Annotated in this window: 13 protein-coding genes; all 13 read left to right on the top strand. The window is 53.4% G+C overall.

Going from position 1 to position 13,553, the window contains the following annotated elements; genetic code table 11:
- Positions 1 to 32: 32 nt before the first annotated feature.
- The 13 genes from gmd (at position 33) to SALLO_RS0111950 (ending at position 13,543) form a co-directional block, all read left to right on the top strand.
- Complete coding sequence (gene gmd / locus SALLO_RS0111890; RefSeq protein ID WP_022836529.1) at positions 33 to 1,169, top strand: GDP-mannose 4,6-dehydratase; 1,137 nt, start codon at positions 33 to 35, stop codon at positions 1,167 to 1,169.
- The gene (gene rfbB, locus SALLO_RS0111895; RefSeq protein ID WP_022836530.1) at positions 1,162 to 2,214 is read left to right on the top strand and encodes a dTDP-glucose 4,6-dehydratase; all 1,053 of its coding nucleotides are present in this window, start codon (positions 1,162 to 1,164) and stop codon (positions 2,212 to 2,214) included. Before gmd ends, rfbB begins: the two co-directional genes overlap by 8 nt.
- Positions 2,215 to 2,259: 45 nt before the next feature.
- Positions 2,260 to 3,162, top strand: coding sequence for a glucose-1-phosphate thymidylyltransferase RfbA (rfbA, locus tag SALLO_RS0111900; RefSeq protein ID WP_022836531.1), 903 nt, complete (start codon positions 2,260 to 2,262; stop codon positions 3,160 to 3,162).
- On the top strand, positions 3,159 to 3,710 hold the full coding sequence (gene rfbC / locus SALLO_RS0111905; RefSeq protein ID WP_022836532.1) for a dTDP-4-dehydrorhamnose 3,5-epimerase: 552 nt from the start codon (positions 3,159 to 3,161) through the stop codon (positions 3,708 to 3,710). The genes rfbA and rfbC overlap by 4 nt, the downstream gene beginning before the upstream one ends.
- Positions 3,711 to 3,713: 3 nt before the next feature.
- Complete coding sequence (gene rfbD, locus SALLO_RS0111910; RefSeq protein WP_022836533.1) at positions 3,714 to 4,595, top strand: dTDP-4-dehydrorhamnose reductase; 882 nt, start codon at positions 3,714 to 3,716, stop codon at positions 4,593 to 4,595.
- Positions 4,596 to 4,796: 201 nt separating this feature from the next.
- Positions 4,797 to 6,269: an MOP flippase family protein gene (locus SALLO_RS16940; protein WP_022836534.1), complete on the top strand. Its 1,473-nt coding sequence runs from the start codon at positions 4,797 to 4,799 to the stop codon at positions 6,267 to 6,269.
- Positions 6,266 to 7,138: a sulfotransferase family protein gene (locus SALLO_RS0111920; RefSeq protein WP_084696284.1), complete on the top strand. Its 873-nt coding sequence runs from the start codon at positions 6,266 to 6,268 to the stop codon at positions 7,136 to 7,138. The genes SALLO_RS16940 and SALLO_RS0111920 overlap by 4 nt, the downstream gene beginning before the upstream one ends.
- A gap of 66 nt (positions 7,139 to 7,204) precedes the next feature.
- A complete protein-coding gene (locus tag SALLO_RS0111925; RefSeq protein WP_022836536.1) occupies positions 7,205 to 8,233 on the top strand; it encodes a glycosyltransferase in 1,029 nt (342 codons plus the stop codon).
- Between the two features lie 311 nt (positions 8,234 to 8,544).
- Positions 8,545 to 9,561, top strand: a complete 1,017-nt coding sequence (locus SALLO_RS18290) for a glycosyltransferase family protein (protein WP_169577928.1) — start codon at positions 8,545 to 8,547, stop codon at positions 9,559 to 9,561.
- A 2-nt stretch (positions 9,562 to 9,563) separates the two neighbouring features.
- Positions 9,564 to 10,769: a hypothetical protein gene (locus SALLO_RS0111935; protein ID WP_022836538.1), complete on the top strand. Its 1,206-nt coding sequence runs from the start codon at positions 9,564 to 9,566 to the stop codon at positions 10,767 to 10,769.
- Positions 10,770 to 11,144: 375 nt separating this feature from the next.
- On the top strand, positions 11,145 to 11,561 hold the full coding sequence (locus SALLO_RS0111940; RefSeq protein WP_228702811.1) for a hypothetical protein: 417 nt from the start codon (positions 11,145 to 11,147) through the stop codon (positions 11,559 to 11,561).
- Positions 11,562 to 11,880: 319 nt separating this feature from the next.
- On the top strand, positions 11,881 to 12,603 hold the full coding sequence (locus SALLO_RS18500) for a hypothetical protein (RefSeq protein ID WP_157621436.1): 723 nt from the start codon (positions 11,881 to 11,883) through the stop codon (positions 12,601 to 12,603).
- Between the two features lie 16 nt (positions 12,604 to 12,619).
- On the top strand, positions 12,620 to 13,543 hold the full coding sequence (locus tag SALLO_RS0111950) for a glycosyltransferase family 2 protein (protein ID WP_022836541.1): 924 nt from the start codon (positions 12,620 to 12,622) through the stop codon (positions 13,541 to 13,543).
- The last annotated feature ends 10 nt before the right edge of the window (positions 13,544 to 13,553 follow it).

Raw genomic sequence — 13,553 nt, forward strand, 5'->3', positions numbered from 1 at the left:
CGCACGACTGATTTCAAGCAAGGACGTACCGTATGCCATCCGATAAAGAGATTACAAGCAAGATTCCTGCAGATCGTCCCGGCGCGCGCGGGGAGCGACCGGTTGCGCTCATCACCGGCGTCACGGGCCAGGACGGCTCCTATCTGGCCGAGCTGCTCCTGGAGAAAGGCTACGAGGTGCACGGCATTAAGCGGCGGGCCTCGCAGTTTAACACCGACCGCATCGATCACCTGTACGCCGATCCGCACGAAGACGACGTGCGGTTCTTTCTCCACTACGGCGACATGACCGATTCGTCGAACCTGATCCGCATCGTGCAGGAGACCCAGCCGGACGAGATCTACAACCTCGCCGCGCAGAGCCACGTGCAGGTCAGCTTCGACAGTCCGGAGTACACCGCCGACGTGGATGCGCTGGGCACGTTGCGCCTGTTGGAAGCCATTCGCATTTTGGATCTGACGGACAAGACGCGGTTCTACCAGGCCTCCACGAGCGAGCTGTACGGCAAAGTGGTGGAGACGCCGCAGTCCGAGACAACGCCGTTTTATCCGCGGAGTCCATATGCGGCGGCAAAGCTGTATGCGTACTGGATCACGGTGAACTACCGCGAGGCGTACGGCATCTACGCCTGCAACGGGATTCTCTTCAACCACGAGAGTCCGCGGCGCGGCGAGACCTTCGTGACGCGCAAGATCACGCGGGGGGCGGCGCGGATCACGCTCGGGCTGCAGGAGCGCTTGTACTTGGGCAACATGGACGCACAGCGCGACTGGGGCCACGCGCGCGACTACGTGGAAGGCATGTGGCGGATGCTGCAGCAAGAGACCCCGGACGACTTTGTGTTGGCCACGGGGCAGACGACCACCGTACGGGAGTTTTGCACCCTGGCGTTTGCAGCCGCGGGCATCGAGCTCGCCTGGGACGGAACGGGCGAAGACGAGAAGGGCTACAACGCGGAGACCGGCGACTGCCTCATCGAGGTGGACCCGCGCTACTACCGTCCGACGGAGGTGGATCTGCTGCTCGGCGATGCGGAAAAAGCCCGCCAGCACCTAGAGTGGGCGCCGGCGACCTCGCTCGAAGCGATGACCCGCGAGATGGTGGAGCACGACATCAAGGAAGCCCGTCAATCAATGGCAGTACAAACCTCTACCCACACTCATGAGTAAAACAATTGTAGTTACTGGCGGAGCGGGGTTTATCGGGTCGGCGCTCGTACGGCACTTGATCGGGGAGACCGGCTACACAGTCGTCAATGTCGACAAGCTGACCTATGCTGGTCACCCGAGCACCGTCGCCCCGGTGGCCGACAGCCCACGCTACCACTTCGTGCAGGCTGACATCGCCGACGCCCAGGCCATGCGGCGCCTCTTCGCCGAGCATGCCCCCGACGCCGTGATGCACCTGGCCGCCGAGTCGCACGTCGACCGCTCGATCGACGGCCCGACTGCCTTCATCGAGACGAACGTCGTGGGCACGTATACGCTCCTGGAGGCAGCCCGGAGCTACTGGGAGGCGCTCCCGGCTTCGAAACAGGCAGCCTTCCGTTTCTTGCACGTCTCGACCGATGAGGTTTTCGGCGAGCTGGGCGAAACGGGCTACTTCTCGGAGGAGACGTCCTATGACCCGAGTTCACCGTACTCGGCCTCGAAGGCCTCATCGGACCATCTCGTGCGCGCCTGGCACCGGACCTACGGGCTGCCGGTCTTGATTACGAACTGTTCGAATAACTACGGCCCGTACCAGTACCCGGAAAAGCTGATTCCGGTGGTGATTCAGCATGCCTTGGAAGGCAAGCCGATTCCGATCTACGGGCGGGGGGAGAACGTGCGCGACTGGCTCTACGTGGCGGACCACGTGCGGGCACTCGTGGCGGTGGTGGAGCAGGGTGCGGTGGGGGAGACGTACGCCATCGGGGGGCACAACGAGAAGCGCAACATCGAGGTCGTCGAGGCGATCTGCAAGCTCATGGACGAGCTGGTCGAGGCGCCGGCCGTGTCCGATCACGCCGACCTGATCGCGTTCGTCGAGGACCGTCCTGGGCATGACTACCGGTATGCGATCGACGCGTCGAAGATCGATCAGGATGTGGGGTGGCGGCCCGAAGAAAGCTTTGCGACGGGGCTGCGAAAGACAGTGCGGTGGTATCTCGCCCACCAGGACTGGTGCCGGCTCGTCTTACAAGAGAGGGAGGAAATCGAGGTGGAAGCGTAAGGGGTCTCGTCGACTGCATCAACATTTAATTCAAAGCTATCTTCTATGCCTTCGTCACGTAAAGGAATCATTCTCGCAGGCGGTGCGGGTACGCGGCTCTACCCGGTCACGCAGGCGCTCAGCAAGCAGCTGGTGCCGGTATATGACAAGCCGATGATTTACTACCCGCTTTCGACGCTGATGCTGGCAGGCATCCGAGATGTCCTGATTATTTCGACGCCGCACGACCTGCCGCACTTTGAGCAGCTGTTGGGAGACGGGAACCAGTGGGGCATGAATTTGCAATATGCCGAGCAGCCACGCCCCGAGGGGCTGGCGCAGGCCTTTATCATCGGGCGAGAGTTTGTCGGCAATGACCCCTCTTGCCTGATTCTCGGGGACAATATTTTTTACGGACGCGGATTGCAAGTCATGTTGCACTCCGCTACCGCGCGTGATGAAGGAGCATCCGTCTTCGCCTACCGGGTGAAGGATCCGGAGCGATACGGCGTGGTCGACTTCAACGAGGAAGGGCGCGCCCTCTCGATTGAGGAAAAACCGAAGCATCCTGCGTCGAACTATGCCGTCACGGGCCTCTATTTTTATGACAACCAGGTGCTCGACATTGCGGCTTCGCTGGAGCCTTCGGCACGTGGAGAGCTGGAAATCACGGATGTCAACCGCCGGTACCTGGAGCGGGAGCAGCTCCATGTGGAGCATATGGGGCGTGGCATGGCTTGGCTGGACACGGGTACGCATGCGTCGCTTTTGCAGGCGGCCAACTTCGTGCAGACCATCGAGGAGCGGCAGGGCCTCAAAATTAGCTGCCCCGAAGAGATCGCCTGGCGCAAGGGGTGGATTTCAACAGATGATGTTGCCCGGATCGGCCATTCGATGAAAAACAACAACTACGGGCAGTACCTGCTCGACCTCGTACAGCGTGAATTGATTGCCGAGGGGGAATTGTGACGGTAACCGAACTGAGCCTATCAGGAGTACTACTTATTGAGCCCGACGTCTATCGGGATGGCCGCGGCTATTTCATGGAAACGTGGAACCGACAGACATATGCCGAGCACGGACTGGACGTGGACTTCGTGCAGGACAACCTTTCGTTTTCGAAGCATGGTGTGCTTCGTGGTCTGCACTTCCAGAATCCCTATCCGCAGGGTAAGCTCGTGTCGGTGTTGCGCGGGGAGGTTTTCGACGTGGCTGTTGATCTCCGCGCCAACTCGGATACGTTTGGTTCATGGGAAGGCGTGACGCTGTCGGCAAACAACGGCCGGCAGCTCTACGTGCCAGAAGGGTTTGCGCACGGTTTCGTCGTAACGAGTGCGGATGCCCTCTTCCACTATAAATGCACGAATGCCTATCACCCCGAGGCCGAAGGGATCGTACGGTGGGATGATCCGGAGATTGACATTACGTGGCCAGTGAGCGATCCCGTCCTCTCAGATCGTGATGCTGCCGCGCCGCGCCTGAGAGAGATTGATGCATTTCAGACGTCAATGGTTTAGCCCATGCACTCGCCGATCACTGTTTTACTTACAGGTGCTGCAGGGCAGCTGGGCCGGGCATTGGAAGCCCGCGTGCCGGAGGCCGTCGATCTGTATTCTATGGACCGAGAAGCATTGGATATTACGGATCGGGAGGCAGTTTTTGAGGCGGTGGATGAAATCCAGCCCACGTGGCTGATCAATGCCGCGGCGTATACACACGTCGATCGAGCTGAGACCGAGGCCGAGCAGGCTTTTCGCGTGAATGCAGATGGTGCAGCATATCTGGCCCAGGCCGCTGCGTCCGTCGGGACACGCATGGTGCAAGTGTCAACCGATTTTGTGTTCGACGGAGAAAAGTCCAGTCCTTACAAGACGGACGATGCGCCCAACCCCATCAATGTATACGGAGAGAGCAAACTGGCGGGAGAACAGCGTGTGCAGGAGGTGTTAGGAGAAAAGGCACTCATCGTGCGCACGGCTTGGCTGTACGGGGCGGATGGAAATAATTTCGTCCATACCATGCTCCGACTCATGCATGAGCGGGACGAAGTGCAGGTTGTGGATGACCAGATCGGGACGCCGACCGGGGCAGACAGTCTGGCGGGAGGAATCTGGGCAGCTATTGAACGGAAGCCAACAGGTATTCATCATTGGACCGATGCCGGCGTGGCGTCCTGGTACGATTTTGCCGTAGCCATTCGAGAAGAGGCCCGTTCCTGTGGGATGCTTGAGCATCCAGCGGAGGTTGTGCCAGTGCCCAGTTCTGCATATTCGACTGCAGCGAAGCGGCCCTCGTATAGCGTGCTGGATAAAAATTTAACTTGGTGCGCACTCGAAACTACATCATGTCATTGGTGGACATCTTTACGTAAAGTTATGTCTCTCTTGAGGTCATCGCGTTAGGTTTTGCGTATTTCCGCCGTGTGATGCGGCTGTGTGCGAACGTTATAAATTGTTTCAATATGGGAGAAATGATGTCCGACTTTGTCCTTCACATGCTTCAGAAAAACGCTTTAAGTCAACCGCTGGAAACGATGGCAGGTTGCTCTGGCGTAGATGTCCCTGCGGCTTGAACACACCCTGTCCCCAAAATCATTGCTTTCAATGAGTATTGCGCAGCGTACCATTACGGGCCTGCTCTGGATGGCATTAGATCAGTGGGGTAGCAAAGCTGCGAGCTTCCTCACATTTTTGATACTGGCGCGCCTCTTATCTCCGGAAGCGTTTGGTCTTGTCGCTCTGGCGACCGTCTTTGTTGCATTTGCTCACGTCATCGCTGATCAGGGTTTTACCGATGCCATTGTTCAACGAGATGCACTGAATGATCTACATGTGCACTCGGCCTTTTGGGTCAATGTGACGCTGGCTCTTGGGTTGATTGGTGTCACGTGGCTCACCGCGCCGTGGATTGCGGTGCTGTTCAATGAACCGGAGTTAGAAGATGTACTCCAGGGGATGTCGCTTATCTTTGGAATTCGAGCCCTCACCGGTGTGCAAGAAGCGCTTTTTCGGCGCGATGTTGAGTTCAAAGCTCTCTCCGTCGGTGGATTCATTGGAGTCTGTGGTGGGGCTGGTGTTGGTATTGGAATGGCTGTCGCAGGATACGGTGTGTGGAGCTTAGTCGTTCAGCAAATCGTACATCAAATTATCTACGCTATTATCCTGTGGTGGATGAGTCCTTGGACACCCCAATTTTTGTTTTCCTTCTTGCACGCAAAAGATCTTTTCAGCTTTGGTTTGGGAGTTTTGGGGGCCAACATTCTCAACTTCTTTAACCGACGCATGGATGATCTACTCATCGGAGGATTTCTAGGCTCTACGGCTCTCGGCTATTACAATGTTGCATACCGCATTCTGTTAGCACTGACACAGATGATCTCCAGCGTCGGGTCTCGCGTAATGTTTCCCGTGTTTTCCCAGCTTCAGCACAACCTCGACCGACTCCGGCAGAGTTACTATGCTGCGATCAAATATACCGTCATGCTCTCGGCCCCCATTTATGTCGGTTTAGCAGTTCTTGCACCATACATCATTCCCACAGCGTTTGGGGCCAAATGGGAAGCCAGCGTTCCAATCATGCAGGTCCTCAGCTTCGTTGGGATTTTGCACTCTGTTTTGTACTTCAACAGTCCAGTGATTCTTTCGCAAGGACGGTCGCTACTGAACATGAGTCTGACGATGCTGCGAGCTATTGTCAATTTTACCGCTTTTCTGATTGCCGTCCAGTGGGGTATTTTCGCAGTTGCTGTCACATATACTGCAATGGGGTATCTTCTCGCGCCAGTCGAAGTAGGAGTTGTCCACAGACTCATACAGATCAACTGGAAGCGGTACATTGATGCAGTCCTTCCCCCCATCGTAGCCTCAGGTATAGCAGCTGGAGCGGTGTTGACGCTGTCGTATGGTATCTCGAAGCATATATCTGTTATCGCCATGCTTGCGGCGGGGGCTTGTCTGGGTGCTATAGTTTTCTCAGGCGTGCTTCTACTCGTTCGTCCTGGACTGATTGACGAGCTACGACATCTCAAGATCACGGCTCTGTCCAAACCGACACACGAGGTGGAAGAGACAGCATGAGTATTCAGAAACGCATTTTTCTCGTTGGGTACCCACGATCCGGAACGACGCTGCTCCAGTCGCTAATTGCAGCTCATCCAGATGTGGCATCATTCCCCGAATCACATTTCTTTCCTCGACTGCGATCGGCGCGGCCGTGGGTAAATCGATTGGGGCTCGCCTCACGAAAGGCGAGAGAAACAATGGAAACGTACTTCCGCAACATCGGAGCGTGGGATACATATCGGTTGCATGCGTCCCCTCTGATGCTGAAACCTTCTGCGATCTGTGAGGCATTTGTGGCAACGTTGGATGCACTGGCATCGCAGCGTGACGCCTCGTTTTGGCTGGAGAAGACGCCGCGTCACCTGTATTCTATTGCAGACATCGAAGCGTTGGTCCCGAAAGTCCACGTCGTCCACCTACTGCGGCGCGGGGAAGATACGGTCGCTTCGTTGTACCATGCAATCAAAATGTATCCTGAGAAGTGGGGAAAGTCAGCTTCGATCGATGCTTGCTGCGACCGATGGCTCCGGGACATCGAGATCTCGCTCGCGTATAGGAATGTGTCAGGGCACATCCTCGTCACATACGCAGATGTCGTCCAGAATACGGAGGTCGTTCTTCGTCAAATCGCGCAAGAGGTCGGTTTTGAGTTCGATCCCGCAATGCTGAAGGAGTACAGGGCAGTGAGCGCCGATGTTGTGCAGGAGGACGAAGTATGGAAGGAACGAACGGAACGACCCATCGAACTTCGTCGAGGAGACAAGTTCAAGCGTATATTCAGTGAAAACGAACAGGACCGAGTGTCTCGGCGGGTCGCGGAGGGAAACCGGAAACTGCAAGGACTCCGAGCGGAAGTCAGCGAGGGTAAGCAAAGAGGAACGTAATGAGCGGCTTTGTTGAAGTGGCCACCGGCATAGGGAATTGACCAACGCACACGAACAAAACAAGAAATGATGCGCATCCTCGCCACACCCCGTTCACAGGAGAGCAACCCCTACTGTGATTTGCTGTACGGGGCAATGGAGCAGCAGGGATGTCGGGCCGATCCGTTTCGTTTAGAGTCGCTCTTTAGGGGAGAATACGAAGTTTGGCACCTCCATTGGCCGGAGGGGTTCTTTCAGAAGCATCCTCCCATCATTGCGGTGCTCCGTATGGTCGGATTGCTTAGCCTCTTGCTTTGGGCCCGTTTGTGCGGAATACGAGTGGTGTGGACAGTTCACAACTTGATGGCGCACGAGACGACACATTCAACGGTAGAGCCTGTATTCTGGAGAATATTTTCCGAGCTTGTGCATGGATCAATTTCGCTGTCTCGGTCTGCACAGCGCAGTGCGTTTGCGACGTATCCGGCTCTGCAGGAAAAGCCTGCTGCTGTCATTCCTCATGGTCATTACCGCTCGGTTTATCCTCAGACGATGGACCGCGGCGATGCACGAGAGAGGTTAGGACTCAAGGCCAGGCATCGAGTAGCGCTCTACTTTGGCGCCATCCGTCCATATAAGGAGGTGCCGGATCTCATCCGCGCCTTCAGCAACATAAAGGGGGAAGATTTGCGTCTGTTGATCGTTGGAAATCCGCTCTCCGAAGAGGAGAAGCAACGAGTGCAAGCTGCTGCTTCACGCGACACGCGTATCCAGTTCGTTCTCGAGTTCATCCCCAATGAACGAGTGCAAGTGTATTTCCAAGCGACAGATGTTGTAATCCTACCTCAGCGATCGTTTCTAAACTCAGGCAGTGCGCTGTTGGCCCTTTCGTTCGATTGCCCGTTGCTAGCAGCGAATCAAGGAAGCATGGCCGACCTGCGGAATCGATTAGGGAGTGAGTGGGTCCAGTTGTTCAATGCCCCATTGCAGTCAGACGATATTGCTCGCGCTATTGAGTGGGGAAGTCGAGCGCCGCGCCCTGCACGTGCACCCCTCGACGGCTTGGCATGGGCACCTGTGGCACATCAGACGCTCGATTTTTTCAGCCGCCTTTGATCTGATCTCGATGTCTCGTTGTTATGTCAGACTTTTCCAGCGCCTCGCTTCACGTGACGGTACTATGGCGTCACGCCGACTGGGGACTTTACGGACGGCGTCATGAGGCGCTTGCTCGCGAACTAGCGCGACGTTCCTGTGTCAAGAGCGTCCTGCATGTCGAACCTGTGTCTGCTCCCGAAGCGCTTCGTATAGTGCGCCGCTGGTGGCGTGCTTCCGGAGCAATAAAGGCGGCATACGCAACGCAACTTCGGAAGCTGCTTACTCGCACGCCCGTACCCGTTGGAAATCGAACCTACGTCACATCGATCGTGACCGTGCTCAATCGTTCGTTTCCGGCCTATCTGGGGCGCATCAACACCAGGCTGATTCGCTGGCAGATGGCGGCGATTCGGCGCTTTCGGGACACTCTATCAGGCAAGACTACTTGCACGTTGGTGTACCCCCCCAGTTTATATCTGTCGCAAGCTATGCCTCTCCTCGATAGCGATATTGTTGTTGCAGATCTGGTCGACGATGTCCTCGCCCGTGTCGAGAATCCGCGATTGGCGTCAATGTACCGTGCAGTGTACCGCGGCGTGCTCGATCGGACTGACCATGCGTTTGCAACGTCTGAGGCGGTACAGAAACGTTTCGCTTCATCCAATTGTCAGATCGATGTGCTTCCTAATGGGGTAGTGATGCCAGACGCTAGTGCTGCTGCCCCAGCCGCCGCTGTGACACAGAACGACGCCCCCGTTGTGGCGTATGCGGGCCAGTTGAACCAAGCCCTTGATCCTGGCTTAGTTAAACCCGTCATCCGAGCGTGCGACGATCTCACGTTTCGTTTCTACGGCCCTGTCACTGACTCTAAAGGGCGTCGTTTGGCCACTTGGCTCGGTGAGCGCTCCAATGTTGAACTCGTTGGCCCGGTGCCGCACGCCGATCTCCAAGATGCTCTCTGCCGAGCGGATATCCTCGTTAATTTTAAGGTCCCCAACCATACAACAGCGGGAAATGACTTGCTCAAAATCTACGAGTACTTGGCGACTGGGCACCCCGTAGTTAGTCCTCGGGTGTCCCCGGTAGACCGGTTCGAAGATGTTATCTACATCGCTGAAACTTCTGATCAGTTTGCCGATCAACTCCGAAAAGCTCTGCGAGAAGAACCTGGAGAGAAGGCGCAGAAGCGAGTTGCATACGCTCATTCCAACTCTTGGAAGAGCCGTGTCGACGAAATCCTTGACACGCTTTTGGCTCTGAGCCCTACCGTTCCGCCTGATACCAGCACGAGATCGAGATCGTCGGTCGATGATTCGAAAAGCGAAAAGCAAAGTCAGACCGAATAGGAATGCACGCCGATTACCTCACCCAACAACGTCGCCGGGAAATCGGAACGACTTCCGCCTTCGTCATCGGGTTCATGATGTTCTCCAACGTCGTGGACATGGGTGGGGCATGGATGATCAAATACCTTTCAATTCTTCTTGCCGGGGCCTACGTCGGGCTCAGCGCAAGTCAGATACGCGTTGACCTTGGCACCTTTCTCGTCGTGATATTCGTTTTTGGAGTGATTCCAACGTGGGGGTTGCTGAAAGGCATGCTTGAAGGAGGAAACTTGTCTGTCGCGACATCGCAGGTCACTCCGTTTTACGTAGGAGTCATCTACTACTTACTTCTGTCTAAAGGAGGAAGCAAATGGGCCTTGGGGGTCTTTCTGAAGTCGATTCTGGCGATTGCCGTCACGGCCATCGTGCTTATCTTGGGTATGTTCTTGATTCCTGACTTTCCGCCACTAAGCGCTGCCTTCGACTATCTTCGGACCCTGGATGACATACAGGGAAAGTTTGGCAAGCGTTTGATAGGACCCCTTACTTGGCATTCCATCTACTTTAAGGCGACGTTATTCTATGTACCTGCGTATGTTTTTTGCCTTTACAAACGCAAGTTTGTTTACTGTGTAATCTTTTTTGTGGCCTTGACACTTTCGGTGTCGAAGGCCGGTATACTTCTTTGCGGTCTGTTTACTGCTTGGTTCGTTCTGACAAACGGATCTTTACGTGTGCAAATGAGGGTTTTCGGAATGACGACGATCCTCATCACGGTGGCCATCTACATCGTCAACGTCGACGTAACAATGGCATATGTTGATTACCTTATTGCCACAGTCACGGGAAAAGCCGAAACAACGAAGATTCGCCTCGGGCATATTCGTTCATTCTTTGATCTTATGGGGGGACATCCTGCGTACCTTCTCTGGGGACAGGGAGTAGGGACACAGTTCTATAGCGAAGGAATGGGAAGATTAACTTATAATATCGAGCTTGATCATTTAGATGTAATTCGCCAATTCGGTCTACCGTGGTTTATTGCTTTCACGGCGAGTGTCGCTGTTGTTGCACTTCGGCTTATCCGAATGAAAAATCAGACCAGCAAAGGATGGGGATATGCAATGATTGCCTTGTTCATCGCTGCCGGTACAAACCCCTTACTGATTACGCCGCTCTTTATGATGTTGCTCGCGGTATGTTATCATTACGCGAGAAGTCGAGCCTAATCTGGAATAAAAAATTTAAAGGTTTGCAGCATGGATTGGGTTTCGAAGTAGAATCTACCCAGATTGGGAACCGTCCACCTTTGGAGCCTATTACCCTCGCAAGTTGCCTCTGCGGCTTAGCCCAAATTAGTTGCCCAACAGGTACAAAAGTCAGGCACACTCCACAGTCTCTCCGAAATAAGACAAAAGGTAAATGCGCGTTTCAATAAATCCTACTGATTATTTGCAACGTTTCTTGCGTGTTTTAAAGAAGGGAAGGGGAATTCAAGAGCCTATTTTTTTCTGCACATTCCGAAGTGCGGTGGATCATCGATTACACGCGCTCTCGAAGAGTCCATCGGGTTTCGGAAATGGATCACAGGAAGGTATCATTACTTGAAAGCCGCCCCCTCACGGAAAGCTGCTGACGATATGGGACTGAGTCTGATGGATTACCGAAATCATATTCTCTCGTATTACCTGAATGACGAGTCGATGATGTATATAGGAGGACATTTCGGGTTTAGTAGTCGTCTGCACGAAAAGCACTCAAACCGCTGGAGGTACCTGACAATACTTCGCGACCCGGTGAGTAATTGGTTCTCTCAATATTTTTACAATCGATATAAAGAACATGATCACTTCGCAATTGAGAGCAGTATTGAAGAATTCGCCCACTCCGATGAAGGACGAAGACTTGGCTCAGATTTCGTGCACAAGTTGACCGATGAGATTCCAGAGAACGAGCTCAATTCCGATGCGGCGATTGAGCAAGCAATTGAAAATATAAAAAGTTTGATCTTGTCGGTGTAATCGAGGAGGTTGATGCGTTCGCGGATAAATTCGAGTCTATTTTTGGGGTTAGACTCGATATTCCACATGTCAACAGAAGTCCAGTCGAAAAGAGGAAACGTAGAGAAATGATCACCGGCGAGATCAGAGAAAGAGTTGAGGCATACTGTGCACCGGACTTGAAAGTCTACAGCCTTGAAAGTCTACAGCTATGTCCTTGACCACTTCGTGCGGAGTAGCACTGCCGATGTGAAAATGTAGACGTAGACTGACATATCGGCGGAATAGTAATGTTATTATTACGGTCTTTCGGGAAAATATAGCTAAAACAATGTGGCAAATGAACTCTACTACTTGGTCAAAATTGCGTTTGTGGGTTACGGAGCGACCCTGGCTCTATCCTCAGGTTCGTTCGTTTCAAAAGGCGCTTGGGCAAATTCACAGTCAAGCATTTTGTACATCAGATACGGATCTATGCATCGAGGGCTATCCAGCCTGTGCAAATAGTTACCTGTATTTTGTCTTCAAAGAGTGTGCGAATCAATCCCTGGACGTTGGTCACCACACGCATAGCGTTGCTAACGTCAAGCGGTCTCTTTACTACGGAATTCCATCTGTGGTCGTATTTCGAGATCCTGAGGACGCGATTCCGTCTTATCTCTCGCGCTTTGATAAGGACCCGCGGGAAGCGGTTCTTCGATACGTCCGGTTCTACCAGTACATTTGCACGGTCGCCGACCAAGTTCTGCTCGCTAGCTTTGAGGAGGTGACCTCACACGTCGACCGCGTTGTTCATCGTGTGAGGTTAGCGACTGACCTCCAGTTTGAAATTGGCGAGATCGGTACACTCAAAGAGAGGGTACAGAGCCGGATGAAAGAGCAGTGGTCTGATTCGCGAGACGCACTGTTCAACCGACGCGATATTCCGCTCCCGAACGAAGACCGAGAGGTTGCAAAAAGGCGGGCTTTGGAAGCGATCAAGTCACTTGACATTTACAAGGAAGCTGTTGGGCAATTCAGGCAGATTAAAGATCTGTTCCATCAATCTACACCAACTGGCTAAAATCAATTGAATAGTTATGAGTCATTCTGTTCAAGTACTGATGTCAACGTACAACGGCGAAAAGTACGTAGGCGAGCAAATCGAAAGCATCCTGGCACAAGATCATTCCGATGTGCGCCTCTTGATTCGTGATGACGGATCGAGTGACAACACGATATCAATTCTGCGCGAGTATACATCTGAGCACGAAAACATTGAGTTAATTAATGGAAAAAACTTAGGTGTTGTTGATAGCTTTTTCCAACTGTTAAAAACTGCCGACGAAGTTGATTATTACGCCTTCAGTGATCAGGACGATATATGGAAGTCAAATAAAATTAGTCGTGCAGTAAGATATTTGGAAGATATGAAAGGCACGAACGACGAGCCCCTTTTATACTTTGCCAAGCAGGAGTACGTGGATGAAGAGCTCGCCACAATCGGCTACTCTGATACACCCCGTTACATTGGTCTAAAAAATGCACTTGTTCAAAATGTAGCAATTGGATGCACAACGGTGATTAATCGGAGTGCGCGTGATCTCGTGAACCGTCACCAGCCCGAATATGCAATCATGCATGACTGGTGGATTTATCTGACCGTAGCGGCTATGGGACGAGTGATATACGACTCTGAACCCACGATGAAGTACCGTCAACATGGCAACAACACCTTAGGGGCGACAGCGAGCGTAATTGAGCGGCTTCGGAGACGGTTCAAGCGTTTTCTGACCCGAAACTGGAAAAATGATGTCTTTCGCCCACGCGACCAGGCGGAAGAGTTCTTGTCATGTTTTAGAAGTGAGTTAGATACAGTGGATTGTCAGTTAGTGGAGCGGTTTGTGAGGTCTAAGGAGGGATCGCTGTCCCGTTTCTTTTACTCCCTTAAACCCGATGTTCAGCGTAATCGTCTGGTTGATAATTTGATTCTCCGCTTCATGATCATCATGAATCGTTATTAATATGTACAAT

The sequence above is a fragment of the Salisaeta longa DSM 21114 genome (genome assembly GCF_000419585.1).
Classification (GTDB): Bacteria; Bacteroidota; Rhodothermia; order Rhodothermales; family Salinibacteraceae; genus Salisaeta; species Salisaeta longa.

Bases quoted from the DNA above. Each gene is read 5' to 3' on its own strand.
- gmd (WP_022836529.1), top strand. From the start codon at position 33: ATGCCATCCGATAAAGAGATTACAAGCAAGATTCCTGCAGATCGTCCC.
- rfbB (WP_022836530.1), top strand. From the start codon at position 1,162: ATGAGTAAAACAATTGTAGTTACTGGCGGAGCGGGGTTTATCGGGTCG.
- rfbA (WP_022836531.1), top strand. From the start codon at position 2,260: ATGCCTTCGTCACGTAAAGGAATCATTCTCGCAGGCGGTGCGGGTACG.
- rfbD (WP_022836533.1), top strand. From the start codon at position 3,714: ATGCACTCGCCGATCACTGTTTTACTTACAGGTGCTGCAGGGCAGCTG.
- SALLO_RS16940 (WP_022836534.1), top strand. From the start codon at position 4,797: ATGAGTATTGCGCAGCGTACCATTACGGGCCTGCTCTGGATGGCATTA.
- SALLO_RS0111920 (WP_084696284.1), top strand. From the start codon at position 6,266: ATGAGTATTCAGAAACGCATTTTTCTCGTTGGGTACCCACGATCCGGA.
- SALLO_RS0111925 (WP_022836536.1), top strand. From the start codon at position 7,205: ATGATGCGCATCCTCGCCACACCCCGTTCACAGGAGAGCAACCCCTAC.
- SALLO_RS0111935 (WP_022836538.1), top strand. From the start codon at position 9,564: ATGCACGCCGATTACCTCACCCAACAACGTCGCCGGGAAATCGGAACG.
- SALLO_RS18500 (WP_157621436.1), top strand. From the start codon at position 11,881: ATGAACTCTACTACTTGGTCAAAATTGCGTTTGTGGGTTACGGAGCGA.
- SALLO_RS0111950 (WP_022836541.1), top strand. From the start codon at position 12,620: ATGAGTCATTCTGTTCAAGTACTGATGTCAACGTACAACGGCGAAAAG.